A 24882-nucleotide genomic window follows, 5' to 3' on the forward strand; every position below is an offset into this window, starting at 1 on the left:
CCCGCACCCGCACCCGCACCCGCACCCGCACCCGTAAAACCCGCCGCCCCCTTCGCACCCGAGCCGGCCGCCGACAATCCCATCGGATGTTGCTCACCAGCAGCGCGCCGACCCACCTGCGATACGCCGTCACTAGCCGCGGTGACGGTCGTTCCTGATCTCGTTGTCGAACCGGCTGCAGATGCGGCCGCGCGCGACGCCGTTGCCGGCTCACGCAGCCATCCGGCCGGCGCAACCGGCTCGGTCGGCATCCATGCAGCCCTGTCGGCGTTCAGCGAGGGTGTCGGCGTCTGCGTCTGCATCGGCACTTGTGGCCGTGACATTTGGCGCGGCGGCGCCGAGGCGGACGTGCGCAACACCGGCTCCGCCTGTGCGGGTTGACTGCGCGTCTTCACCGTACCCGCGCGCCAGCCAGCCCCAGCGCCACGCGCCGCTGCGTCCCTAGTCGCTGTCGCACCGGCAGCACTGGCCGCACCAACAGCGCCGGCACCCGCAGCCGTCCCGCGGCCGTTCGCCGGCGGCCGCCAGACGGTCGGACGCGCATAACGTCCGTGACTTCTGGGCGCCATCGTATTAGTGGAAGGCGACATGTGCGACGGCAAACCTTCATCGACGCTGCGATGACGGCGCGCTTCCTCGTCGCGTTTGGCGAGGCCGCGTGACAGACCCAGGCCGAATGCACCATCGGCCCATACGGCGACGTCGCGCCAGCGGAAGTCGATCAACCAGGGCAAGCTGATCACGAGCAGGGCAAGCGCCGCGAGCGGTGTACCAATGTGCCCGAGCAGATGACCGAAGCCCGCCGCCAGCGCATGGCCGAAGCCCGCCGCCAGCGCATGGCCGAAGCCATTCACACCAGCCGCGCCGATCAACGACGCCTCCAGCGTGCAGCTTGCCACCATCGCACAGACGAAGCCCAGCCAAAGGCGGATCGTGCCGGGGCCGCGCAAACCTGCGCCGCCTGGCAGCACCGACTTGACGAGGCGCCACAAAAGAGGAATGAACCAGACGGCCGACCCGCCGAACCAGCCGAAAACTACCGTGTGCATACTAGACATCAACGAATGACGGACGCGCAAAAACGCAATCCGTCGAGTTTAACCGGCGAAGCCCGATACTCGATACTTCGACGGCCGACGCAAGTATGCCTGCGTCAAATGGGAAAACAATCAGCCTTACCGCCGCACTGACCAATCCGGCCGATCCGCGCACCAATCACTTGGCGCTGCGGTCGAACGTGAGCGTGTCGCCGTTATCGAGCACCAGTTGCATCTGCTGTGGCGCGCGCATCTGCACGCCGGTTCGGTCGATATGGTTCAGCGCGTCGAGATACGAGTTTTCGATCTGTCCGCCCGGCGTCATGCACGCCATGCGTGTGCTGCCCAACGTGCCGAAGCTCAGCTTGCCGTCCTTCAGCGCATACGAGCCCATGTAGCGATTGCAGCCGGAAAAGCCGCTGGCGTGGCGCTGGCCTTTGTCGGTGGAGAGCACGAGCGTGATCGGCGCGCCCTGATCCGCGGCCGGAATCGCGCGGGCCGTGCCGTCGGCCTGTTTCCAGCCGGTGAGTACCCAGCTTGTATCGTCGAGCAACTGGGTGGCGGCTGGATTGAACGGGTCGGGCGGTGCCGCTTCCGAGTCGGGATGCTTTGGGATGGCGCACGCGCTGCATAGCGCGGCGACGCTCAACGCGGCGATGGCGGTGCGCATATAAGGGATGAAGCGCGCAACACGTCGCGCGGAGGAGCTTTGGAGCATGACGTCGTTCCTCTTCAAACTGGCGAAGGCGTAAGGGTAACGCACTCGGCACGCTGCACGCGAGCGCAACGGCGGTTCGGGGCGCGCATGTTAACATCGTGTTCTACCCAATCCCACCCTCATCCGACTTTTATCTGGAGACCCCATGCAGATCGGCCAACGGATCGGCACGCCCCTTTCTGAATCCGCCACGCGCGTCATGCTGCTTGGCGCCGGCGAGCTCGGCAAGGAAGTGATCATCGCGCTGCAACGGCTGGGCGTCGAAGTGATCGCCGTCGACCGTTATCCGAATGCGCCAGGTCATCAGGTCGCACACCGCGCGCACGTGATCGACATGACCGACCACGCCGCGTTGCGCGCGCTGGTTGAACAGGAGCGCCCGCACCTGATCGTCCCCGAGATCGAAGCGATTGCAACCGACGCACTCGCCGCGATCGAAACCGATGGCCTCGCCGAAGTCATCCCGACCGCGCGCGCCACGCAACTCACGATGAACCGCGAAGGTATCCGCCGTCTGGCCGCTGAAGAACTCGGTCTGCCGACTTCGCCGTATGCATTCGCCGATTCGCTCGAGGAACTGCGCGCGGGCATCGCCAAGGTCGGCTATCCGTGCGTCGTGAAACCGGTGATGTCGTCGTCGGGCAAGGGGCAGTCGGTGCTGAAGAGCGACGCGGATGTCGAAGCCGCCTGGCAATACGCGATGGCGGGCGGCCGCGTGAATCATGGTCGCGTGATCGTCGAAGGCTTTATCGACTTCGAATACGAAATCACGCAACTGACCGTGCGCGCGATCGATCCGGCGAGCGGCGAAGTCAGCACCTATTTCTGCGACCCGATCGGGCACGTGCAGGTCGCGGGCGATTACGTCGAATCGTGGCAGCCACAGCCCATGAGCCCGCTCGCGCTGGAACGTTCGCGTGAAGTGGCGCACAAGGTGACCGCGGCGTTGGGCGGCAGGGGCCTGTTCGGCGTGGAACTTTTCGTGCGTGGCGATGACGTATGGTTCTCGGAAGTGAGTCCGCGTCCGCACGATACGGGTCTGGTCACGCTGTGCTCGCAACGCTTCTCGGAGTTCGAATTGCATGCGCGCGCGATCCTCGGTTTGCCGGTGGATACGGCGCTGCGGGCGCCGGGGGCGTCGGCGGTGATTTACGGTGGTCTGGACGAAACGGCTATCGCTTTCGAAGGTGTCGCGGCGGCCCTGGCCGTGCCGAATGCGGATCTGCGGCTTTTCGGCAAGCCGGAGAGCTTCGTCAAGCGCCGCATGGGCGTGGCGCTGGCGACCGGCGAGAGCATCGAGGAGGCGCGCTCGCGCGCGAAGCAGGCCGCGACGGCGGTGCGGCCTGCTTCCACGAAGTAACGCGCGTTGGCGGGTGCCGCGGATGGCCGCAGCACGTTGCCAGGCGATGCGAATCCGTCAGGCAGTCACCGCGCGTTTCGCAAGCTCGTTGCGCGCGGAATCTGATTCATTGAAGCTCATTGAAGTAGAGGGATGTATGACCCTGGAATCCCGCAAGAACACGCGGCTTGGAAGGCTGGGCCGTCTTGGCGCACTCGGCGTACTGTTCGCGCTGTGTGCGGGGATGACGGGGTGCGGCCTTGCCGCTGCGCCGTGCCGGGTTGCGTCGGCCGGGTTGAAGATCGTGCCGCTGGTCGGGCACGTGGCCGCCGCGCCGACCGACGCGTGCGCCGACGTGATCGATCCATAAGCCATCCACGACCGATTCACGATGGAGTCCGTCAGCGCTCCGGAGCGCGACACAGCCGCAGCCGCAATCACGGCCGCAATCGCAGCGAAAGGCGCGCGGCCCATGCTTGATGTGCAACAACGATCGAGGCATCGAATGAAGAAATGGCTTGTTGCAGTCACGGCCGCCGCAGGTCTTGCAGCGCTTTACGGCAATGCGTGGGCGGCGCCATTGAACCTCGCCGAAATTCAGGCGAAGAATCGCCAGACGCACAAATACACCTGCGCGACCGGCAAGATTCTGCAAGTGACCTACTGGAACACCGCGAACGGCCAAAGCTTCGCGCTCGTGCCTGTAAAAGGCCAGCAACTGCTGTTCGTCAACACCATCTCGGCGTCCGGCGCGAAGTATCAGGCCGGCAGCTATACCTGGTGGACCAAGGGCCCGCGCGCCGACCTGTACGACGCGACAGACGGTGAAAACGCCCCGCCGATGCTGTCCGACTGCGTCACCATCAATCGCTGAGCATGATGCGGCGGCTTTCTTCAAACACGCCGCCTGCCTCATCCGGTCTTTGTTTTTGCCTCTGCCTTGCGGCGCTGCCCGCCTGCGCACATCCTTTCCGTTCGAGTAGTAAGCTGTCCGGCGTGGCATCCGCTGCGTCGGCATGCCATGCCGTGCGCCGCATGCATCGCGTAGGTTGCCTTTGCCGTCGTCTTCGATCGTCCGATACCGGACTTCAACGGGCGGGCTCATGGCCCGTGTCCGTTTCATCAAGCGAGACCCTCCATGAAAGCATCGGACCTGTTCGTCAAATCGCTGGAAGCCGAAGGTGTCGAGTATGTGTTCGGCATTCCTGGTGAAGAAAATCTCGATCTCCTCGAATCGCTGCGCCGCTCGAAAATTCGTCTGATTCTGACGCGTCACGAACAGGCGGCCGGCTTCATGGCCGCCACGTATGGCCGACTTACCGGCCGTACCGGTGTGTGTCTGGCCACCCTCGGGCCGGGCGCGACTAACTTCGTGACCGCTGCGGCGTATGCCCAACTAGGCGGCATGCCAATGTTGATGGTGACCGGGCAAAAGCCGATCAAATCGAGCAAGCAGGGGCATTTTCAGATCGTCGACGTGGTGCGGATGATGGAGCCGCTCACCAAGTACACGCGGCAGATCGTGTCGATCGCCAACATTCCCGCCGCGGTGCGCGAAGCGGTCCGTCAGGCAGAGGAAGAGCGGCCCGGCGCCGTACACCTCGAATTGCCCGAAGACGTTGCTCACGAAGAAGGCGACGGCCATCCGATTCCGAAGAGCTTCAGCCGCCGTCCCGTCGCTGAGGAAAAGGCCGTGGCGCGCGCGGTGGAGGCGATTACGAAGGCCAAGCACCCTTTGCTGATGATCGGCGCGGGCGGCAACCGCAAGACCACCACCAAGATGCTGCGGGAATTCGTCGACCAGATCGGCATTCCCTTTTTTACGACGCAGATGGGCAAGGGCGTGATCGACGAATCGCACCCGATGTGGCTAGGCAATGCCACCTTGTCCGACGGCGACTTCGTGCATCGCGCGATCGACCACGCGGATTGCATCATCAATGTCGGCCACGACGTGATCGAGAAGCCGCCGTTTTTTATGCGTAGCGGCGATGCGGGCGAGAAGACGGTGATTCACGTCAATTTTCTCGGCGCGGAAGTCGATACGGTGTATTTCCCACAGATCGAAGTGGTCGGCGACATCGCCAACGCGGTGTGGCAGCTCAAGGAAAGTCTCAAGGAGCGTCAGGAGCATTGGGATTTCACGCGCTTCAAGGAGATCAAGCAGCACTTCGAAGCGCATCTGGTCAAAGGCCAGCACGACGACCGTTTCCCGATGTACCCGGTGCGGATCGTCAACGACGTCTACGAAACCACGCCGGTGGACGGCATCGTGTGTCTGGACAACGGCATGTACAAGATCTGGTTCGCGCGCTACTACCGCGCGCACGAGCCGAATTCGCTGTTGCTCGATAACGCGTTGGCGTCGATGGGCGCCGGCGTGCCGTCGGCGATCGCGACTAAAATCGTGCACCCGGACCGCAAGGTCATGGCAGTGTGTGGCGATGGCGGCTTCATGATGAATTCGCAGGAACTGGAAACGGCCGTGCGGCTGAAGCTCGATCTGGTGATCCTGATTTTGCGCGACGACGCGTTCGGCATGATCCGCTGGAAGCAGGAAAACATGAACTTCCCGGACTACGGCATGACGCTGAGCAATCCGGATTTCGTCTCATATGCGGAGAGTTACGGCGCGAAGGGGCATCGTATCGAATCGGCTGCGGAATTCGCGCCGTTGTTGCGCGAATGTTTCACGACGCCGGGTGTGCATGTGATCGATCTGCCGATCGATTACTCGGACAACGAGCGCGTGCTGAATCGTGAGATCAAGCGGCTGAGCGCTCAACTATGAATGAATAGTGCGGCTGTAGGCAGCAACGGGGCATAGCCCTTGCTGACTGCGTGGCTGATGTCAGACTTTGGATCAAGGAGAACGCGTCATGTTGAACAAGACTTACCCGTACTACCTCGCCAATGTTGCGGTAGCCGCCAACACCGACCTCGAAGTCACGGATAAATTCAGCGGTGAAGTGGCGACCCGCGTGGCGATGGCGGACGCGGCGGCAATCGACAAAGCGATCGGCTATGCGGTCGACGCCATGCCGGCCTTGCGCGCGTTTCCGCCGTTCAAGCGCCAGGCCGTGCTCGAACACTGCGTGAAGCGGTTTCGCGAGCGTTACGACGAGTTGGCGCTCGCGCTGTGTATCGAAGCCGGCAAGCCGATCAACGACTCGAAAGGCGAGGTCACGCGTCTGATCGACACGTTCAAGGTGGCGGCGGAAGAATCGGTGCGCATCGACGGCGAGATTATCAATCTGGAGATTTCGCCACGGGCGAAGGGCTATCACGGCTACGTGAAGCGTGTGCCGATCGGTCCGTGCTCGTTTATCTCGCCGTTTAATTTTCCGCTCAACCTGACCGCGCATAAGGTCGCGCCGGCGATTGCGGCCGGCGTGCCGTTCGTGTTGAAACCGGCGAGCCGCACGCCGGTCGGGGCGCTCATCATGGGCGAAATCCTGGCGGAAACCGACCTGCCGAAAGGCGCATTCTCGATTCTTCCGGCGCATCGCGACGGTGCCGATCTGTTCACCACCGACGAACGTTTCAAGCTGCTTTCCTTCACCGGCTCGCCCGCGGTGGGCTGGGAACTGAAGAAAAAGGCCGGCAAGAAGAAGGTGATTCTGGAGTTGGGCGGCAACGCGGCCGCGATCGTCGACGGCGATCAGGGTGAGAAGCTCGACTACGTGGTCGACCGGCTCGCGTTCGGCGCGTTCTATCAGTCGGGGCAGAGTTGCATCGGCGTGCAGCGGATTCTGGTGCACGCGAAGCTTTACGACGCGCTGCGCGAGAAGCTGATCGCCAAGACGAAGTCGCTGGTGATGGGCGATCCGAAAGACGAAAAGACCTTTGTTGGGCCGATGATCTCCGAATCCGAGTCCAGACGTCTCGCCGGCTGGATGGACAGTGCGGTGCAGGCGGGCGCGAAGATCGTCGCGGGCGGCAAGGTGGAGGGTGCGATGTTCGAAGCCACGCTGCTCGAACACGTGAAGCGCGACACCGATCTGTATCGTAAGGAAGCCTTCGGCCCGGTGGCGATTCTGGAGCGTTTCGACGATTTCGACGCCGCGCTGGCTACCGTCAACGACAGCGACTTCGGCCTGCAAGCCGGTGTGTTTACCGACTCGCTCGCTCACGCGCATCGCGCGTGGGATGTGCTCGACGTGGGCGGCGTGGTGATCAACGACGTGCCGTCGTTCCGGGTCGACAACATGCCTTATGGCGGCGTGAAAGATTCCGGGCTTGGGCGCGAAGGCGTGCGCTACGCGATCGAAGATATGACCGAGATGCGCTTGATGGTGATGCGCGAAACCTGGTGACGGGCGGTGCGACGGCGCATGACAGGGATGGGGGCGCGTTCTGGGCCTCTTTCAGATCTTCGGGGCCCGGCGCGGTGTTCGGTGTCCGGGCGCCTGCATCGGACGCCCCGCTGCAGGGTTGGGGCGAACCGGACTGTCATGCATCTGTCGCATGCACGGACTACGCTCGCCTGCGAAGCGTTCCGACCCTCGGGGGCGGTCTTGCGGGTGCCGGCGCGGACGGCCCCGTGAGCGGCTCACCGTCCGGCTTTCGCCGACGTAAGCAGAAAGCCGGCAGATGCGCCATGAGTGTTTTTGCTGAAGTGCTACAATACCGGCCTTTCCGGCGGGTGTTTCCGCCGGCCGGAGCCGGCCGCATTTTTCCCGTGATACTGACGGGTCCCGTGCGGAACGCCGTGGCTCCGCCTTCATCCTGATGCCCTCTGCGGTTCCGACCGCTGCCGCGCGCACCGCGCCAAGCGCATTTTTAGCGAAAGCCACCATGTCCGACACAGCCGTCACGCCCAGTACTGCGACTTTTGATCAATTCGGTCTCGCGCCCGACATCCTGAAAGCCGTCAAAGAATCGGGCTACACCATCCCTACGCCGATCCAGGCGCAGGCGATTCCCGTCGTGCTGGCCGGCCGTGACATGATGGGCGCCGCGCAAACGGGCACCGGCAAGACCGCGAGCTTCTCGCTGCCGATCATCCAGCGCTTGCTGCCGCAGGCCAGCACGAGTGCCTCGCCCGCCCGCCATCCGGTGCGCGCGCTGATCCTCACGCCGACCCGCGAACTCGCCGACCAGGTGGCGGCGAACGTGCAGTCGTACGCGAAGCACACCGCGCTGCGCAGCGCCGTGGTGTTCGGCGGTGTCGACATGAATCCGCAATCCGAGCAGCTGCGCCGCGGCGTCGAAATTCTGATCGCCACGCCGGGCCGTCTGCTCGATCACGTGCAACAGAAAACCGCCAATCTCGGCCAGGTGCAGATCCTCGTGCTCGACGAAGCCGACCGGATGCTCGATATGGGCTTCCTGCCGGATTTGCAGCGCATCCTGAATCTGCTGCCGAAGGAACGTCAGACGCTGCTGTTTTCGGCCACGTTCTCGGGCGAAATCAAGAAACTGGCCGCCACGTATCTGCGCGACCCGCAGACGATCGAAGTCGCGCGCAGCAATTCGACTGCGACCAACGTGACGCAGATCGTTTATGAGGTCGCCGAGGGTGACAAGACCGGCGCGGTCGTCAAACTGATTCGTGACCGCAGCCTCAAGCAGGTGATCGTGTTCTGTAACAGCAAGATCGGCGCGAGCCGTCTGGCGCGAAGTCTGGAGCGCGACGGCGTGGTCGCCACGGCGATTCACGGCGACCGGACCCAGAATGAACGTATGCAGGCTCTGGACGCGTTCAAACGTGGCGAGATCGAGGCTTTGGTGGCGACCGACGTCGCCGCGCGCGGTCTGGATATTGCCGAGTTGCCCGCCGTGATCAATTTCGATCTGCCGTTCAATGCGGAAGATTATGTGCACCGGATTGGACGTACCGGGCGCGCTGGCGCTTCCGGTGATGCGTTGTCGCTGTGCAGCCCGAATGAGCGTAAGCAGCTTGCCGACATCGAGAAGCTGATCAAGCGGCCTTTGGAAGTGCAGCATCTGACTGTCGATACGCCGGTGCGGCATCACCACGAAGAGCGTGCGCCGCGGCGTGAGCGTGTTGAAGGCCGTGCAGAGGGGCGCGACGAGCGAGGCGGCCGCCGGCGTTCGGGCGCATCGTCTTCAGGTTCGTTCGACCGTCCGCATCACCATCGCGCCCAGCCTGTGGATGATTTCTTCCTCAAGCCTTATGAGCCTTCGGCGGCTTCTGTGAGGAAGGTTGAGGAGGCGGCTGCTTCGTCTGCTGCTGCTCCGCAGAAGTCTTCTTCCAAGCAGCCGTTGGCTGCGTTGCTCGGCGGGTTTGGGATGCCGAGAAAGTCTTCGTCGTCTACCTGATTCCCGGTTTTTTGCCGTGTTGTTTTTAGCGTTTCTTTTCTGAGCGGTTTACAGGCGCTGCCTCTGTTCGGGGCGGCCACTACGCCTCGCCGCCATCACACTCGCAGGCCCGTGCGCTGCGCCCATGCTGCCGTCGCGGCAGCATAAAAGCGCTCTAGCGTCGTAAGCGCAGTCCCGTCCAGTTCAAGATCCAGATGACGCGCGGCTGCGTTCAGCGCTTCAAGCGATTTGTCATTGTCCAGCGCGGTCGCGCCGTTCTGCTTGCTGAGCTTTTCGCCCTGATCGTTCGTGACCACCGGTACGTGCAAATACGCCGGCGTTGGTACGCCCAGACAACGCTGCAGATAGATCTGTCGAGCCGTTGAATCCATCAAGTCCGCACCTCGCACGATGTGCGTAATGCCCGCGTCCGCATCGTCGACCACCACCGCCAGTTGGTATGCCCACTGGTCGTCGGCGCGCTTCAGGACGAAGTCGCCGACTTCGGTGGCGAGGTTCTGTGTCTGCTTGCCCTGCCAGCGGTCCTCGAATGTGATCACCGCAGCGTTGCCGTCCGGGACGCGCAGGCGCCAAGCGCGTGCTGGTTTGCCATGCAGCCCGTCGCGGCAGGTGCCAGGGTAGGCGAGCGTGGTATTGCGCGCGTGCGCATGCAGCAGCGAGTCGGCAATCTCCTTGCGCGTGCAGCCGCATGGATAGACGAGGCCGGTCGCCTTCAATTGCTCCAGCGCTTCCTGATAGCGCGCCATGCGATGGCTTTGCCAGACGGGCGGCTCATCTGCCTGCATGCCGAAACGTTCGAGGGTCGACAGGATGTCCTCGGCGGCGCCCGGGACGGTGCGAGGTCCGTCGATGTCTTCGATGCGCACAAGCCACGCGCCACCGTGCGCGCGGGCGTCAAGCCAGCTTGCGAGCGCGCTCACCAGTGAGCCGAAATGCAAGGGCCCGGTAGGCGACGGTGCAAAGCGTCCACGATAGGTCATGGGTTTGGTCGCCGCGATCGCGCAAAGGCGCTTGCGCTTATCACGCGGCGTGAGCAGCCTTGCTGTCCGGATGGCATTCCGGACACGTCTTGCCCGCCACGTACATCGGCGATTGTTGTGCCTCGGGCGTCACCACCGCGCGGCAGCCGAAGCATTGCACGGTTGCGGTGGGTTCCAGTTGGGGATTGAGTGCGGTACGGTAATCGAAGACGAAGCAGTCGCCGTGATAATGTGCGCCGCCGACTTCCTCGAAATACTTCAGGATGCCGCCTTCAAGCTGGTACACATTTTCGATGCCGACTTCCTTCATGTGGATCGCCGCCTTCTCGCAGCGAATCCCGCCGGTGCAGAACGACACCACTGTCTTGCCTTCCAGATCGGCGCGGTTCTGCTCGATCACTTCCGGAAACTCGCTGAATTTTGCAATGCGGTAGTCGAGCGCGTTATCGAACGTGCCGACGTCTACTTCGAATGCATTGCGCGTGTCGAGCATGACAACGGGGCGGCCTTCATCGTCATGGCCGCGATCGAGCCAGCCTTTCAGCGTGGGCGCGTCGACGAACGGCGCGCGGCCGAGCTCCGGCCGGATCGCCGGCTTTTTCATGGTGATGATTTCGCGCTTGAGCTTGACCAGCATGCGGGTGAACGGCTGCTTGTCCGACAGGCTTTCCTTGAACTGCAGATTGGCGAACTTGCCTTCGAACAGCGCGTCATGACGGATGTAGTCGATGAACGCATTCGTGGCTTCGCGCGTGCCGGCGACGAACAGGTTGATGCCTTCCGGCGCCAGCAGGACGGTGCCGCGCAAGCCGAGCGCATGACAGCGCTCCGTAACGAGCGGGCGCCATGCGGCGGTGTCTTCGATGGTCGCGAAATGATACGCGGCGAGATTGACGATACTCATGTGTGTCCAGCGGTAACAGCGGTAAGAAGCGGCCAGGGGCGTGGAAAATGGGGCGCATTGAATGGCCCGCATCGGGCTCCATGCGGCATGGCCACGTCGAAAAGGGCGAAACCCGTATTATCCCTCAACCTGACGCTTCGTCCGACTCGGCCGAATGGCCAGTCTGTTGCGGTAGCGCAAGTTGCCCGCAAAACACCGGTGTATGGCGCTCCCGCGTTTCGCTCCTAAGCCGAACGGCTAACGCGCGGTTTTGGCCTGAAAACTCCGGAAGGGTGGAGTTACAATGTCGCCCATGTCAGATCCCCGCTTCGTTCATCTCCGCGTCCACTCCGAATTCTCGATTGCCGACGGCATCGTGCGTCTTGACGACATCGTCAAGGCCGCAGCCAAAGACGGTCAGGGCGCGCTCGCCCTGACCGACCTCGGCAACGCGTTCGGCCTCGTCCGTTTCTACAAGGAAGCCCGTGGCAAAGGGGTCAAACCCATTGCCGGCTGCGACGTCTGGATTACCAATCCGGACGACCGCGAGAAGCCTTCCCGTTTGCTGCTGCTGGTCAAGAACCGGCGCGGCTATCTGAATCTGTGCGAGCTGCTCAGCAAGGCATCGCTCACCAACCAGTATCGCGGCCGCGCGGAAGTCGAAGCCGGCTGGCTTGAATCCGGTCTGGGTGAAGGGCTGCTCGCGTTGTCGGGTGCGCAACAGGGCGACATTGGCCTCGCGTTCGCCGCCGGTAATGAAGAAGCGGCCAAACGCAACGCGTTGCATTGGGCGAAGGTGTTTCCTGGCGGTTTCTATATCGAACTGCAACGCAGTGGTCAGCCGGGCGGCGAGCAGTACGTGCAGCAGGCGGTGGCGCTCGCGGCGTCGCTGAAATTGCCGGTGGTGGCCACCCATCCCATGCAGTTCATGACGCCGGACGATTTCACCGCGCACGAGGCGCGCGTGTGTATTTCCGAGGGCGACATCCTCGCGAATCCGCGTCGCTCGAAGCGTTTTACGTCTGAGCAGTATTTCCGCACGCAAGAAGAGATGGCGGCTCTGTTCGCGGACATTCCGTCGGCGCTCGCCAACAGTGTCGAAATCGCCAGGCGCTGCAACCTGACGCTCGAACTCGGCAAGCCGAAGCTGCCGCTCTTCCCGACGCCCGACGGTATGTCGCTCGACGACTACCTCGTGCAATTGTCAAAAGAGGGTCTCGAGAAGCGTCTCGAACAGCTGTATCCGGACGAAGCGGAGCGCGAGGCGCAGCGCGAAACGTACTACCAGCGCCTCGAATTCGAGTGCGGCACGATCATCAAGATGGGCTTTCCCGGCTACTTCCTGATCGTTGCGGACTTTATCAACTGGGCGAAGAACAACGGCGTGCCGGTCGGACCGGGCCGGGGTTCGGGTGCCGGTTCGCTGGTCGCGTATGCGCTCGGCGTGACCGACCTCGACCCGCTGCGCTACAACCTGCTGTTCGAACGGTTCCTGAATCCGGAACGGGTCTCGATGCCCGACTTCGACATCGACTTCTGCCAGCACGGCCGCGACCGCGTGATTCAGTACGTGAAGGAGAAGTACGGCGCAGAGGCGGTATCGCAGATCGCCACCTTCGGCACGATGGCGGCGAAAGCAGCGGTGCGCGACATCGGCCGTGTGCTCGATCTCGGCTATATGTTCACGGACGGCATCGCCAAGCTGATTCCGTTCAAGCCGGGCAAGCACGTCACCATTGCCGACGCGATGAAGGAAGAGCCGCTCTTGCAGGAGCGCTTCGATAACGAAGACGAAGTGCATCAGCTGCTCGAACTCGCGCAGCGCGTGGAAGGCCTGACGCGTAACGTCGGTATGCACGCCGGCGGCGTGCTGATCGCGCCCGGCAAGCTGACCGATTTCTGCCCGCTCTATACGCAGGGCGACGAAAGCGGCGTCGTGAGCCAGTACGACAAGGACGACGTCGAAGCCGTCGGCCTCGTGAAGTTCGACTTTTTGGGCCTCACCACGCTGACGATTCTCGATTGGGCCGAGCGCTATATCCGCCGCCTCGATCCGTCGAAGAAAGACTGGTCGCTCGCGCAAGTGCCGCTCGACGATGCGCCATCGTTTTCGGTCCTGAAGAAAGCGAATACGGTCGCCGTGTTCCAGCTGGAAAGCCGCGGCATGCAGGGCATGCTGAAAGACGCCCAGCCTGACCGCTTCGAGGACATCATCGCGCTCGTGGCGTTGTACCGTCCGGGCCCGATGGACCTGATCCCGAGCTTCTGTGCGCGTAAGCACGGCCGCGAAGTGGTCGAGTATCCCGATCCGCGCGTCGAGCCCATCCTGAAAGAGACCTACGGCATCATGGTCTATCAGGAGCAGGTGATGCAGATGGCGCAGATTATCGGCGGTTACTCGCTCGGTGGCGCTGACTTGCTGCGTCGCGCGATGGGTAAGAAGAAGGCCGAGGAAATGGCCGAGCACCGCGCATTGTTCCGCGAGGGTGCGGCAAAAAATGGCCTGACGGCCGAGAAAGCCGACGAAATCTTCGACTTGATGGAGAAGTTCGCGGGCTACGGCTTCAACAAGTCGCACGCGGCGGCGTATGCGCTGCTGGCGTACTACACCGCCTGGCTGAAGGCGCACCATCCGGCCGAATTCATGGCGGCGAATATGTCGCTCGCCATGGACGACACGGACAAGGTCAAGATCCTGTTCGAGGACTGCCTCACGAACAAGATGGCCGTGCTGCCGCCGGACGTCAATCTGTCTGCGTACCGCTTCGAGCCGGTCGCGGAAGCGGACGGCAAGCGGTCGAAAACGATACGCTACGGTCTCGGTGCGATCAAGGGCAGCGGCCAGAACGCGATCGAAGAAATCATCCGCGCGCGTGAAGAAGGTCCGTTCATCGACATTTTCGACTTCTGCAACCGGATCGACCGCCGGATCGTCAATCGCCGGACCGTGGAAGCATTGATTCGCGCCGGTGCGTTCGACACGCTGCACGCGAATCGCGCACAGTTGATCGCCTCGGTCTCGCTGGCCATGGAAGCCGCCGAGCAGGCCAGCGCCAACGCGATGCAGGCGGGCCTGTTCGACATGGGCGACGCGCCGTCTCAAGGGCACGAACTGGTCGACGAACCGGAATGGCCGGAAAAGAAGAAACTGCAGGAAGAGAAGGCCGCGCTCGGTTTCTACCTGTCGGGCCATCTGTTCGATGCCTACAAGGACGAAGTGCGCCGTTTCGTGCGCCAGAAGATCGGCGAACTGAAAGAAGGGCGCGACAAGCTGGTCGCGGGTGTGATCGCATCGCTGCGTACGCAGATGACCCAGCGCGGCAAGATGCTGATCGCGTTGCTCGACGATGGTACCGGCCAATGCGAAGTGACCGTCTTCAACGAGACCTTTGAAGCGCACAAACAACTGTTCAAGGAAGACGAACTGCTGGTGGTGCAGGGTCAGGCGAGAAATGACGCGTTCACGGGCGGCATCCGCTTCACGGTCGATACGGTGATGGATCTCGGCCGCGCGCGCTGCCGCTATGCGGAAGCCGTGAAGGTGCAGATGAACGGCAATGCGGACGCGTTGGCGTTGCGGCGCGTCCTCGAAGCGCATAGCGCGGGTAAGGACGAGCCACCAGCTGCGCCGGCGCCGGCGGCGTCATCGCGGGGGGGCAATGGAGGCGGCGGTCGCAATGGCGGTGGTTATGGCGGCGGTGGCCAGCGTCAGGCTGTGCAGATTCCGAACGGCCTCGCGGTGCAGGTGGTTTACCGCAGCGAAAATGCGCAAGGCGAAATGCGTCTGGGCGACGCGTGGCGCGTGAAGCCGACTGACGAGCTGCTCGCGGCATTGCGTGGCGAGTTTGCCGGAAGCTCGATCGAGATCGTTTATTGACCGAGGACTCGCCCGCGCTGCGCGCGTGGGCAAATCCGTGGGTCAACCGGGGGCCAACCTGGGCCAACTGCGAGTCAGCCGCGACTCAACCGCGAGTCGCCCATTCGCGAGCCCTGACTGCTACCGGCGCGTCTGCTCCCCCAGTCGCGCCAGCTTCAGAAACCGGTAGTACACCGTTTCCGCGTTGAAGACGGCGATCATGAAGCCCGCGCGACCGTCGAGAAATCCACGCCGCAGCATATAGGTTCGCACGAACGCCCAGGCGCCGCGGCCGAGCGCCTTGCCAAAACTGCCGCGCTTGCCCGCTGCGTGACGTTGCTGCGCACCGGCCGTCGAATACGCGTCGAGCTTGCGCAATACGCCCTCGAAGTCCTCGTAGGAGTAGTGCATCAGCTTGCCGGTCAGGCGCTGCGACGGCGCGTCGAACACCAGGCGCTCGTGCACGAGATCGTCGGAGAAGCGCGCGGCGCCACGTTTGAACAGGCGCGGAATCCAGTCCGGATACCAGCCGCTGTGATGAATCCAGTGGCCGCAAAAGCTCGATAGCCGGTCCACCGCGTACACATCTGCAGTGGGCGTGGCCAGCGCTGCGCGGATTGCCGCCGCCAGTTCGGGGGAGACGATCTCATCGGCGTCGAGCGAGAGAATCCAGCTGGTGGTGAGCGCATCCACGGCACGGTTCTTTTGCGGGCCGAAACCCGGCCAGTCGGTTTGCTCGAGCACGCGCGCACCGTGTGCCCGGGCGATGTCTGCGGTACCGTCGGTGCTGCCGCCGTCGATCACGACGATCTGATCGGCGAAGGCCACGGCCTGCAGGCATTCGGCCAGTCGCGCCGCCGCGTTTTTGGTGATGATGGCGACGCCGAGGGTGGTTTCTTGCATACCTGAATTGCGTGGAGGGGGCAGGGTGACGGAATAGGTCGCGCAAGTATACACAGCGCGCGGTGGCCGTGGCCGGACACGTCCGCCGGCCGCTATCGGCCCGTGAATCCGGCCCGTGAATCCGGCCGAATCTGGCCAACTCGTTGCTACCGGCCGCGCAATCCGCAACCGTTTACAATGCCGTATTTAATTTTACGTGCAGCAGGCATTCCGCCCGCTGTGCGGATGCTGTCCCGCATTCTCAGAGGATTCCTTGAGCGCGAAGCCAACGTTAAGCAAACCCATCGGTTCAGGTGAGGCATCGTCGCCTGCCGTCGTCTTCCGGCGTTTGTGGCCATATATCAAGCCGCTGCTGTGGGTGTTGATCGGCGCGATCGTTGCCATGGCCGTGAGCGCCGGCACTGACGCGGCGATCCCCGCACTGCTCAAACCGCTGCTGGACAAGGGTTTCGGCGCGCATGCCAGCGACAACGCCAAGTGGTTCGTACCGGTCGCCGTGATCGGCCTCGCGCTGATTCGCGGCGTGTCGCAATACGCGTCCGGTTATCTGCTCGCCTACGTGTCGAACAAGATCCTGCTCGATCTGCGCCTGAAGATGTTCGAGCGCATGATCCACACGAGCGTGGCGTTCTTCCAGCGCGAAACCGCGAGCACGGTGATCAACGCGATCGTTTTCGAGGTGAACCAGATTCTCAACGTGTTGTTGAGCGTGATGGTCACGCTGGTGCGCGATTCGCTGACAGTCATCTTCCTGCTCGGCTATCTGTTCTATCTTAACTGGCGCCTGACGCTGATCGTCGCCGTGCTGCTGCCGGGGATCGGTTGGCTGGTGGGCAAGATCAACCGCCGTTTGCGGCGCCTGAACCGCGAGCATCAGCTGCTGACCAACGAACTGTCGTACATCGTCGAAGAGACGGTGGGTGGCTACAAGGTCGTCAAGGTGCACAACGGCGAGCAGTACGAGACGGACCGCTTCACGGCGATGAGCAAGCGTCTGCGCGGCTACGCCATGCGCATGACCGTCTCCGGCGGTCTCGCGCAACCGTTGACGCAGTTCCTTGCGTCGATTGCGCTCGCGGTGGTGATTACGATCGCGGTGGTGCAATCGTCATCGGATCAGACTACCGTTGGTGGCTTTGTGGCGTTCGTCACGTCGATGCTGCTGATCATCTCGCCGCTGAAGCACCTGATGGACGTGAACCAGCCGCTGCAACGCGGCATGACGGCGTGCGAACTGATTTTCGGCCTGATCGACGAGCCCTCCGAACCGGAGGGCGGCGGCAAGCCGCTCGAGCGCGCCCGCGGCGAAGTGGAATTCCGCGAGGTATCGTTCAGCTACGGCAGCAACGCCACGCATAGCCGCCACACGCTCGACCACGTGTCGTTCAAGGTGGCGCCGGGCGAAATGGTGGCGCTCGCGGGCCCGTCGGGCAGCGGCAAGACCACGCTGGTGAATTTGCTGCCGCGCTTTTTCGATCCGACCGGCGGCGAGATTCTGGTCGACGGTGTCGCGCTGCCGGAATACGGGCTGCACGCGCTGCGTAGCCAGATTGCGATGGTGAGCCAGGACGTGGTGCTGTTCAACGACACCGTGGCCAACAACGTCGCGTATGGCCAGCCGGCCGATCCGGACAAGGTCAAGGCGGCGCTGCGCGCGGCGAACCTGTGGGACACCGTCGAGGCGATGCCCAATGGCATCGATACGCTGGTCGGCGACAACGGCATGATGCTCTCGGGCGGCCAACGCCAGCGTCTGGCGATTGCGCGCGCGATCTACAAGGACGCGCCGATCCTGATTCTCGACGAAGCCACTTCGGCACTGGATTCGGAATCCGAACGCCACGTGCAGGCGGCGCTGGAAACCTTGATGAAGGGGCGGACCACGCTCGTGATCGCACACCGGTTGTCGACCATCGAGCGCGCCGACCGGATTCTGGTGATGGAAGCAGGGCGGATCGTCGAGCGCGGCAGCCATCGCGAGTTGCTGGCGCAGGGCGGGTTGTACGCGCATCTGCACCGCATTCAGTTCCAGCAGGACGCAGCCTGATCAGGCTGCGTTGGGTCTGACTCGACCCGGTCGGGCCGATTCGGTCTGCTTTGGCTTGGCCCGTGCCTGTTTGGCACGGCCCAATTCGACCGGATTTGCCGGAATTCAGTTTGATTCAGCCCGGATTCAGCCCAACTTGGCCCGATTCGGCTTAACTTGCCAGAATCAGACGGAATCTATCCAATCTCGTGTATGCCAACATGACCGGCCGAACAGCGCCTCCAACAGGCGCTTGCCAGCCCGCCGCCGATAAAGACGGCCGGTAAACACGGCCAATAAACCCAGCCGCCACCTCAGCGCCCCTTCTTCCGCACGATTCGCTTGAGCCAGATTCCCGGCGCGTAGATCGCCGGACATGTCGCGTACAGAAACATGCGGATGCGCAGCCCAAGCTTTACGTTGGACCCGCGCGTGAGCAGCCCGATCCGTTCTCCGAGGCCGCCGGCTTCGAACATCGCGTGAATGAATTGCTCGCGTGCGAGCTTGGGCGCCATCGCCGCGCGCATGCGTTCGCCCACCCCGCCGATTTCTGCGTCGCGCTGCAACTGCGCGAGTTCCGCCAGCCCATAGCGATTGCTCTGGCGCATGCGCGCAATCAACTCATCCACCGATCCATAGCGCCGTTTGCGTGACAGTCCGCCGCGCCGGTAGCGCACCAGGGGCTCGCGAAGACTCGCGGCGCCGCCTGACAGAATCGCCCGCAGCACCATGATCTGATCTTCCGCGGCGGCGCCCGGCAGCATGGGTCCGAAGCGCTCGAACAGCCGTCGCGACCAGGTGTGCGCGGCGCCGATGAGCCACGGCCGGCCGGCGAGCCAGTCGTCGAAACTACGGTAGGTGTCGAGTTCGGTCGGTGTCATCCGTTCGTGGACGTTGCCGGCTTCGTCCATGTCCGCGAGGTCGGTGGCGATCAGGTCGGGGCGGCGATCGTGAGCGAGCCAGAAATCGACCACCCGCTCGCAGCGATTCGGCGCGGACATGTCGTCGCCAGCGGCAACGAACAGCAGGTCTCCCTGAGCCATTTGCGCGATTTGCGACAAATGCGCGCTGATGCCCTGATTGACCGCGTTTCGGCGCGCGATCACGGTGTGCGGTCCACGGTAGCCGGCGATCGCGGCTTCGATCGCGGCGAACGTGGCGTCGCTGGAGGCGTCGTCCGAGATGATGATTTCGAGCGGCGTATAGGTTTGTGCCAGCGCGCTGCGCACGGCGTCGGCGATCTGTTTTTCCTGGTTGTAGGCGATCAGCAGGATTGATACCAGCGGGTGGCGGGTGTCCGGCGCGGCGGGGGCAGGAATGGTCGACTGGCTATCGGTCATGGAATAGGGTGGGATGCGGTTCGGCTAGATTCTAATCGGTGACGGGAGGGCTGCGTCATGTAGCGCCCCAAGGCCATCCTTTACAATTGCCGCTGTCCCGGAAACCAGACCGCATGGCCCTCCGCCGCGCGGGCGCCTCACAGAGAACCGATCCTTGTCCGACCCGACCCGGCATCCTGTCACCGACATCGCCCTGACCGCCCAGGCGCTGAAAAACAGCGGCGGCGCCGAACGCTACACGCGTGACGTGATTGCCGGCTTGCATCGGATGGGTCTGCGTCCGACGCTGTTTGCCCGCGAGATCGACCGCGCGCTGCCGGAAGCGGCGTGGATCGACGCCCAACCGCTCAATGTTCGCTGGGCGCCGCGCAAGCTGCGCAATCTGGCGTTCGACTGGCGGCTCAAGCAGCGGCTGAAACGGCACCGTCCGGCGTGCGTCTTTTCAATCAATCACTCCACCCATGCCGATGTCGCATTGTGCGGCGGTACGCATCCGGGATCGCTCGAGGCCGCCGGCCGCGCCACGCGCCGCAGCGACGAATGGCAGATCGACATGGAGCGGCGCGTCTATTCACACGCGCGATCGATCGTTGCGCATTCGCAATTGATGAGCCGCGAGTTGCAACGCTTTTACGGCGTGCCGGCCGAACGTATCGACGTGCTCTATCCACCGGTCGACACAACGCGCTTCCAGCCGCTGAACGATGCTGAACGAGCGGCGGTGCGCCGCCAGTACGATCTGCCTGAAGACCGCGTGATCTTCGTGTTTTCGTCGACCAGTCATGAACGCAAAGGCTATCCCTTGCTGGAGGCGTTTTTTGCGCGGACCACACTGCCGGTGTGCCTGGTGGTGGCCGGCCGGCCGGTGCCGAAAACCAGCGACACGATTCGCTATGTGGGGTACTGCAAAGAAATCGAAAAGCTGTTCGCGGCCGCCGATTTCACCGTGGTGGCGTCGGCGTACGAACCGTTCGGTCTGGTGGGGGTCGAGTCGGTGATGTGCGGCACGCCGCTTGTGATTGCCGACAACGTCGGCTCGGCGGAGACGGTCACCGGCGCCGCAAAGATCGAGTTCTCGCGGCAGTCGGCGGGGAGTTTCGAGCGCGCCATTCAGGCCGCGGTGGAGCGGGTGCAGGGCGGCAATGCGCGCATCGCCGAGCCGCTGCGCAGCCTGGTCTACGACCCGAGCGTCGACGCTCACGTCGCCGCGCTCTACCAGTTGTTTACGCGTTGAACTCGCCGCGCCGCGTGCAGTTGCCGGCCGCAGCCAGTTCACGCTTGCGCGCATCGATCACCGCGAGAAACGTTGCGATCAGCAGCGCGAGCAGCACCGTCACCATGATCGGCACGAGGACGTCGATGGTCAGCCCGAAAATCACCGTGCTGGTGGCGACCGCCAGACCCGCATAGGACGCCGCGCGAATCGCCGGGTCGCTGGACAGCCTGTGACGCCAGAAGTACACCGAGATGCCGTAGTAGAACAGCAACAGGCACATCACGCCGACTGCGCCCATCTCGGCGAGGGTCGAGAAAAAGTCGCTATGGGCGCGCTCGTTGACGATCTCGGTCTTCACTTCGCCACGCTTGGCCAGCAGCGCCAGTTCGTCCACCAGACGCCCCTTGCCGACGCCATATACCGGATGATGCATAAAGATCAGCCCCGATGCATTCCACAACTGAAAGCGCAGGCCCACCGACGTGTAGTCTTCGCCCTGATGCATCATCGAAACATCGTTCGTCACTTCGCCGAGACGCTTCTGAACCCGCTCGGTCGACAGGAGCGCACCCGCGCCGATCACGATCGCCAGCGTCGTGATCAGGAGACGCTTCTTGTGCGCGTACCAGTGATACTGCAAGCCGAGCAGCACGACGAACACGGGCACGGCCAGCCAGCCGCCGCGGCTGCCCGATAGATAGGACGCATAGCCGCCGCCCGCCAGCGCCAGCAGTCGAAGCCCCAGCACGCGCCAGTCACGCGGTTTGTCCCAGCCCATAGTGAAGACCGACAGGAAACCGAGCAGCAGCGCGGTATCGCCAAACGGAATCGCATTCGTATAGGAATTGTTCAGACGATTTGCATCCGTCCAACCGCCGGCGGGTTGATCGACGAGTGCCCAGATGCCGACCGCCAGCGCGCCGGCGGCGCACCCCCAGCCGATGATGCGCAAATGCCGGGACGGCAATTGCCGCAGCAGCAGGAAGACCGGCAGGGCCAGCACGAAGCGCGACAACGCGTCGAACTGACGCGGCAGCCAATAACCGAACAGGGCTTGCTGGACGGCGATGGCGACGACAAAAGCCAGCATGCCGATCGTGTACCAGCGGTAGGTGCGCAGGCCGGAGAAGTATCCTGGCGTGCGCCGGTTGGCCACGGCGGCGCCGAGTGCCAACGCGAGAATGGCGAAGAAGCAGTAGCCTGTGCCGCCGCGCCATACGAGATTGACAGCGGGTGCGAAAAACAGCAGGGCTGTGCTGAGCCAGACCAGACTGGGAGCAAAAATCATAGGCAACAATATTGTAAGAACACTACCGTTCCGGTGGTGGAGTGGCCTTGGCCGGACCCTTGGGTACATTTTTTAAGACGGTAGAGCGATCGCGATTATAACCGTGCGCCTCCTTGCAAAATGCTTGCCGAAACACACGGCAAGTTGACCGTCGACGGGATGCGGCAATCGGCGTCATCTTGCGCGGAGAAAGTGGCGTGGGGACGGCCGCCCTGGTTTTCGAACCGTGGTAGCCGCCGCATTTGTCGTATGAGCGGGCGGCGGCGGTACAATCCCCGGCGAACTGACAGGCGATGCTGTTTGGGCCACCCGGGCGGCGCCAGGTTCCCACGGCGCCAGCAGATACACGCCGCGCCAGCGATTCTCCGACGCCGCCTGCGGATGATCTCGCCGGGACGGCAGCCATTTAATTGCATTGCACTGCACCATGCCGGACTGCCAATGCGGGATTGAACCGCGCCAGCGCCGGCGGCAAGCTCAACGGACCGAATCGATGTTCTCAATCATCATCCCGACCTGGAACAATCTGCCTTATCTGCGGCTCGTGATCGAGAGCCTGCGGCGGCATTCCACACATACGCATCAGATCATCGTGCACGTGAACGACGGCTCGGACGGCACCCTGGCCTGGGTGCGCAACGAGGGGATCGAACACACCGCGTCGCCCGGCAATATCGGCATCTGTCACGCGGTCAATATCGCGGCGGCGCGCGCCACGCAGGACTACATCGTCTACATGAACGACGACATGTACTGCTGCCCCGGCTGGGACGACGCGCTCGTCAAGCGTCTCGCGCAGATGCCGGCCGACAATCTGTTCATGCTCTCCGGCACGATGATCGAACCGGTCGACTCCGGCAATCCGTGCGTCGTGGTGCAGAACTTCGGCCGCGACGTGGAGAATTTCCGCGCCGACGAACTGGTGGCCGCCACGCCGAAACTCGTGCGCGCCGACTGGCGTGGCGCCACATGGCCGCCGACACTCGTGCATCGCGACTGGTGGTACAAGGTCGGCGGCTACAGCAGCGAATTGAGCCCTGGCATGAGCAGCGATAACGATTTCTCGATGAAGCTGTGGGACGCCGGCTGCCGGGTGTTTCTAGGCGTCGGCGATAGTCTGGTGTACCACTTCCAGCAGAAGAGCACCGGCAAGGTCGTCAAGAACGATGGGCGTCGCCAGTTCCTGAACAAGTGGGGCATGACGCAAGCCACCTTCGATCGTTATTTTCTGCGGCGCGGCACAGCGGTGGAGGGCGCTCAGGCGGTCAGCGAACCCGAGCGGACCGTCCGCTTGCGGCGTGCGTTGCTCAAGTCGCGTATCAAGCGGGCGTTCAGCTGAAGTCTGAGCGCGTGCTTGCGTGCGTCTCCTCGCTGTCCTTTCCAGCATGTAGCCGCTGAAACCCACCGGCGGCCTTGCGCGTGCCCAAGAGAGGAGGGCTTCGAAGCATCGTCGCTGTCCGGCTCGGGCAAGCTGGCCTGTGCGTCGCGTTAGACGCCGCCCGTCACCAGCGGTAGCACCGTCAAATCCGGGTGCGTACCGTCGACAATGCTGCGCCCCACATGCACGCCTTCGTAGAGCGCTTCGTCTTTGCCGGCGAAGCTCTCTTCGCCGTCCGCATGGAACGGCACCGCGTGTCCAGGGATGGCCGGATCGGCACCCGGATGGCACACATAACCGACGTACGTATAGCGGTTATCCGGCATGGCTGACGGCCTCGTTTCGTCGGGCGGATTTTTCGGGAAGGGTGCCACGTGAATTTCGAAACCCTCGTACTCCACCATCTGCCAGGGTGCGGTTTCATCGGCCATGGCCGCCTCCGTCTTTGTCGTGCGATTCTAAAAAAGAATAGGTGATTTGAGCGCCGAGTGCGCTCAAAGACCCGGGTTTTATTTGAAAACGACCATGACGATGGCGCCGTTCAACGCTGGGCGTGCGAGTACGCGCCCGCCCGCGTCATCTTCGCCATGTCAGATAGAATGACGCGCTTTGCCCATACAAGACCCCGCCAATGTGGTTCAAAAACCTTCAGTTGCACCGTCTTCCCGCTCCGTGGTCCGTCACCCCTGAACACATGGAGAAATGGCTCGCGCCGCACGCGTTCGCACCCGGCAACAGCGTCGAGATGCAAAGCCACGGCTGGGCGTCGCCGCGCGACAACGACTCGCTGGTGTATTCGCTCAATGGCCAGATGCTGCTGGTGTTTCGCGCCGAGAAAAAACTGCTGCCCGCTTCGGTCGTCACGCAGGTGACCAAGGCGCGTGCGCTCGAACTCGAAGAGCAGCAGGGTTTCAAACCAGGCCGTAAGCAGATGCGCGAACTCAAGGAGCAGGTGACCGACGAACTGCTGCCGCGCGCCTTCAGCATCCGCCGCGATACGCGCGTGTGGATCGATACCCGGAACGGCTGGCTCGTGATCGACGCGGGATCGCAAGCGGTCGCCGACGAAGTGCGCGGCCTGCTGGTGAAATCGATCGATCAACTGCCGCTCGGCACCGTGCGCGTCACGCAATCGCCGGTTGCCGCGATGACTGAATGGCTGCTTTCCGGCGAAGGTCCCGCAGGCTTCACGCTCGACCAGGACACCGAATTGCGCTCGCCGTCGGAAGGCAACGCGACGGTGCGCTACGTGGGACATACTTTGGATGCCGAAGATATGCGCCGCCATATCGAAGCCGGCAAACAATGCATGCGGCTCGCGATGACGTGGAACGATCGCGTGTCGTTCGTGCTGACGCCTTCGCTCACGATCAAGCGGATCGCTCCGCTCGACGTGCTCAAGGAAGCGAGCGATCCCACCGCTCAGAACGACGACGAGCGCTTCGATTCCGACGTCACGCTGATGACCGCCGAACTCGACCGCATGCTATGCGATCTGCTCGACGCATTGGGCGGCGAGCAGGGTATGGAATTGCCGCAAGCCGCGGCTGCCTGAGTGACATTTGCCTGAGCTGGGTTATCCGTTGTAGGCCGGCGCGTCGAGAACGCTGCGCGCCGGCGCCGTGAATATGGT

At 63.2% G+C, this 24882-nt stretch carries 19 protein-coding genes; 11 read left to right on the forward strand and 8 right to left on the reverse strand.

Annotated elements, in window-relative coordinates; translation table 11 throughout:
- Together PQQ95_RS28830 and PQQ95_RS28835 are read right to left on the reverse strand one after the other, a co-directional pair.
- The coding region (locus tag PQQ95_RS28830) for a DNA translocase FtsK 4TM domain-containing protein (protein ID WP_459251996.1) at positions 1-1049 on the reverse strand (1049 nt) is incomplete at its 3' end.
- 166 nt (positions 1050-1215) lie between these two features.
- Entirely contained in the window at positions 1216-1755 is a 540-nt protein-coding gene (locus tag PQQ95_RS28835; protein WP_408443707.1) for an META domain-containing protein, read from the reverse strand.
- Between the two features lie 145 nt (positions 1756-1900).
- Between PQQ95_RS28835 and purT the strand changes: the two genes are divergently transcribed.
- The 6 genes from purT to PQQ95_RS28865 all read left to right on the forward strand — a co-directional run bounded on the left by purT (position 1901) and on the right by PQQ95_RS28865 (position 9379).
- Positions 1901-3115, forward strand: coding sequence for a formate-dependent phosphoribosylglycinamide formyltransferase (purT, locus tag PQQ95_RS28840; RefSeq protein WP_408443710.1), 1215 nt, complete (start codon positions 1901-1903; stop codon positions 3113-3115).
- A 136-nt stretch (positions 3116-3251) separates the two neighbouring features.
- Positions 3252-3464 carry a DUF6726 family protein gene (locus PQQ95_RS28845; protein ID WP_408443711.1) on the forward strand — a complete coding sequence of 71 codons (213 nt, stop codon included), beginning with the start codon at positions 3252-3254 and terminating at the stop codon, positions 3462-3464.
- Between the two features lie 135 nt (positions 3465-3599).
- Positions 3600-3968, forward strand: a complete 369-nt coding sequence (locus tag PQQ95_RS28850; protein WP_408443714.1) for an MliC family protein — start codon at positions 3600-3602, stop codon at positions 3966-3968.
- A 264-nt stretch (positions 3969-4232) separates the two neighbouring features.
- A complete protein-coding gene (locus PQQ95_RS28855; protein ID WP_408443716.1) occupies positions 4233-5885 on the forward strand; it encodes an acetolactate synthase large subunit in 1653 nt (550 codons plus the stop codon).
- An 88-nt stretch (positions 5886-5973) separates the two neighbouring features.
- Positions 5974-7410, forward strand: coding sequence for an aldehyde dehydrogenase family protein (locus PQQ95_RS28860; protein ID WP_408443718.1), 1437 nt, complete (start codon positions 5974-5976; stop codon positions 7408-7410).
- A 481-nt stretch (positions 7411-7891) separates the two neighbouring features.
- Positions 7892-9379, forward strand: a complete 1488-nt coding sequence (locus PQQ95_RS28865) for a DEAD/DEAH box helicase (protein WP_408443721.1) — start codon at positions 7892-7894, stop codon at positions 9377-9379.
- 95 nt (positions 9380-9474) lie between these two features.
- Here PQQ95_RS28865 and gluQRS read toward each other — a convergent pair whose 3' ends face one another.
- Positions 9475-10359, reverse strand: a complete 885-nt coding sequence (gluQRS, locus tag PQQ95_RS28870; protein ID WP_408443724.1) for a tRNA glutamyl-Q(34) synthetase GluQRS — start codon at positions 10357-10359, stop codon at positions 9475-9477.
- A 40-nt stretch (positions 10360-10399) separates the two neighbouring features.
- On the reverse strand, positions 10400-11263 hold the full coding sequence (locus PQQ95_RS28875; protein WP_408443727.1) for a sulfurtransferase: 864 nt from the start codon (positions 11261-11263) through the stop codon (positions 10400-10402).
- Positions 11264-11546: 283 nt separating this feature from the next.
- Between PQQ95_RS28875 and dnaE the strand changes: the two genes are divergently transcribed.
- A complete protein-coding gene (gene dnaE / locus PQQ95_RS28880; RefSeq protein ID WP_408443730.1) occupies positions 11547-15119 on the forward strand; it encodes a DNA polymerase III subunit alpha in 3573 nt (1190 codons plus the stop codon).
- 120 nt (positions 15120-15239) lie between these two features.
- Here the strand turns inward: dnaE and PQQ95_RS28885 are convergent, their stop codons facing one another.
- Positions 15240-16001 carry a glycosyltransferase family 2 protein gene (locus tag PQQ95_RS28885; RefSeq protein ID WP_408443732.1) on the reverse strand — a complete coding sequence of 254 codons (762 nt, stop codon included), beginning with the start codon at positions 15999-16001 and terminating at the stop codon, positions 15240-15242.
- Between the two features lie 253 nt (positions 16002-16254).
- Between PQQ95_RS28885 and msbA the strand changes: the two genes are divergently transcribed.
- A complete protein-coding gene (msbA, locus tag PQQ95_RS28890; protein WP_408443735.1) occupies positions 16255-18048 on the forward strand; it encodes a lipid A export permease/ATP-binding protein MsbA in 1794 nt (597 codons plus the stop codon).
- Positions 18049-18341: 293 nt separating this feature from the next.
- Here msbA and PQQ95_RS28895 read toward each other — a convergent pair whose 3' ends face one another.
- Positions 18342-19367, reverse strand: a complete 1026-nt coding sequence (locus tag PQQ95_RS28895; protein ID WP_408443737.1) for a glycosyltransferase — start codon at positions 19365-19367, stop codon at positions 18342-18344.
- A gap of 154 nt (positions 19368-19521) precedes the next feature.
- Here PQQ95_RS28895 and PQQ95_RS28900 point away from each other — a divergent pair, with 154 nt between their 5' ends.
- On the forward strand, positions 19522-20601 hold the full coding sequence (locus tag PQQ95_RS28900) for a glycosyltransferase family 4 protein (protein WP_408443740.1): 1080 nt from the start codon (positions 19522-19524) through the stop codon (positions 20599-20601).
- On the opposite strand, the gene PQQ95_RS28905 is transcribed toward PQQ95_RS28900, so the two are convergent.
- Positions 20591-21871: an O-antigen ligase family protein gene (locus PQQ95_RS28905; RefSeq protein WP_408443743.1), complete on the reverse strand. Its 1281-nt coding sequence runs from the start codon at positions 21869-21871 to the stop codon at positions 20591-20593. The genes PQQ95_RS28900 and PQQ95_RS28905 overlap by 11 nt on opposite strands.
- A gap of 493 nt (positions 21872-22364) precedes the next feature.
- Here PQQ95_RS28905 and PQQ95_RS28910 point away from each other — a divergent pair, with 493 nt between their 5' ends.
- Positions 22365-23210, forward strand: a complete 846-nt coding sequence (locus PQQ95_RS28910; protein ID WP_408443744.1) for a glycosyltransferase family 2 protein — start codon at positions 22365-22367, stop codon at positions 23208-23210.
- Between the two features lie 149 nt (positions 23211-23359).
- Here the strand turns inward: PQQ95_RS28910 and PQQ95_RS28915 are convergent, their stop codons facing one another.
- Positions 23360-23680, reverse strand: a complete 321-nt coding sequence (locus tag PQQ95_RS28915; RefSeq protein ID WP_408443747.1) for a hypothetical protein — start codon at positions 23678-23680, stop codon at positions 23360-23362.
- 200 nt (positions 23681-23880) lie between these two features.
- Here PQQ95_RS28915 and PQQ95_RS28920 point away from each other — a divergent pair, with 200 nt between their 5' ends.
- Positions 23881-24804 carry a recombination-associated protein RdgC gene (locus PQQ95_RS28920; RefSeq protein ID WP_408443750.1) on the forward strand — a complete coding sequence of 308 codons (924 nt, stop codon included), beginning with the start codon at positions 23881-23883 and terminating at the stop codon, positions 24802-24804.
- Positions 24805-24882 lie beyond the last annotated feature (78 nt).

It is taken from the genome of Paraburkholderia caffeinilytica (assembly GCF_046030355.1).
In the GTDB taxonomy this organism is placed as follows: Bacteria; Pseudomonadota; Gammaproteobacteria; order Burkholderiales; family Burkholderiaceae; genus Paraburkholderia; species Paraburkholderia caffeinilytica_B.

Excerpts from the sequence above, each read along its gene's own strand:
- PQQ95_RS28835 (WP_408443707.1), bottom strand. The coding sequence starts at position 1,755 with ATGCTCCAAAGCTCCTCCGCGCGACGTGTTGCGCGCTTCATCCCTTAT.
- purT (WP_408443710.1), top strand. The coding sequence starts at position 1,901 with ATGCAGATCGGCCAACGGATCGGCACGCCCCTTTCTGAATCCGCCACG.
- PQQ95_RS28845 (WP_408443711.1), top strand. The coding sequence starts at position 3,252 with ATGACCCTGGAATCCCGCAAGAACACGCGGCTTGGAAGGCTGGGCCGT.
- PQQ95_RS28850 (WP_408443714.1), top strand. The coding sequence starts at position 3,600 with ATGAAGAAATGGCTTGTTGCAGTCACGGCCGCCGCAGGTCTTGCAGCG.
- PQQ95_RS28855 (WP_408443716.1), top strand. The coding sequence starts at position 4,233 with ATGAAAGCATCGGACCTGTTCGTCAAATCGCTGGAAGCCGAAGGTGTC.
- PQQ95_RS28860 (WP_408443718.1), top strand. The coding sequence starts at position 5,974 with ATGTTGAACAAGACTTACCCGTACTACCTCGCCAATGTTGCGGTAGCC.
- PQQ95_RS28865 (WP_408443721.1), top strand. The coding sequence starts at position 7,892 with ATGTCCGACACAGCCGTCACGCCCAGTACTGCGACTTTTGATCAATTC.
- gluQRS (WP_408443724.1), bottom strand. The coding sequence starts at position 10,359 with ATGACCTATCGTGGACGCTTTGCACCGTCGCCTACCGGGCCCTTGCAT.
- PQQ95_RS28875 (WP_408443727.1), bottom strand. The coding sequence starts at position 11,263 with ATGAGTATCGTCAATCTCGCCGCGTATCATTTCGCGACCATCGAAGAC.
- dnaE (WP_408443730.1), top strand. The coding sequence starts at position 11,547 with ATGTCGCCCATGTCAGATCCCCGCTTCGTTCATCTCCGCGTCCACTCC.
- PQQ95_RS28885 (WP_408443732.1), bottom strand. The coding sequence starts at position 16,001 with ATGCAAGAAACCACCCTCGGCGTCGCCATCATCACCAAAAACGCGGCG.
- PQQ95_RS28895 (WP_408443737.1), bottom strand. The coding sequence starts at position 19,367 with ATGACCGATAGCCAGTCGACCATTCCTGCCCCCGCCGCGCCGGACACC.
- PQQ95_RS28905 (WP_408443743.1), bottom strand. The coding sequence starts at position 21,871 with ATGATTTTTGCTCCCAGTCTGGTCTGGCTCAGCACAGCCCTGCTGTTT.
- PQQ95_RS28910 (WP_408443744.1), top strand. The coding sequence starts at position 22,365 with ATGTTCTCAATCATCATCCCGACCTGGAACAATCTGCCTTATCTGCGG.
- PQQ95_RS28915 (WP_408443747.1), bottom strand. The coding sequence starts at position 23,680 with ATGGCCGATGAAACCGCACCCTGGCAGATGGTGGAGTACGAGGGTTTC.
- PQQ95_RS28920 (WP_408443750.1), top strand. The coding sequence starts at position 23,881 with ATGTGGTTCAAAAACCTTCAGTTGCACCGTCTTCCCGCTCCGTGGTCC.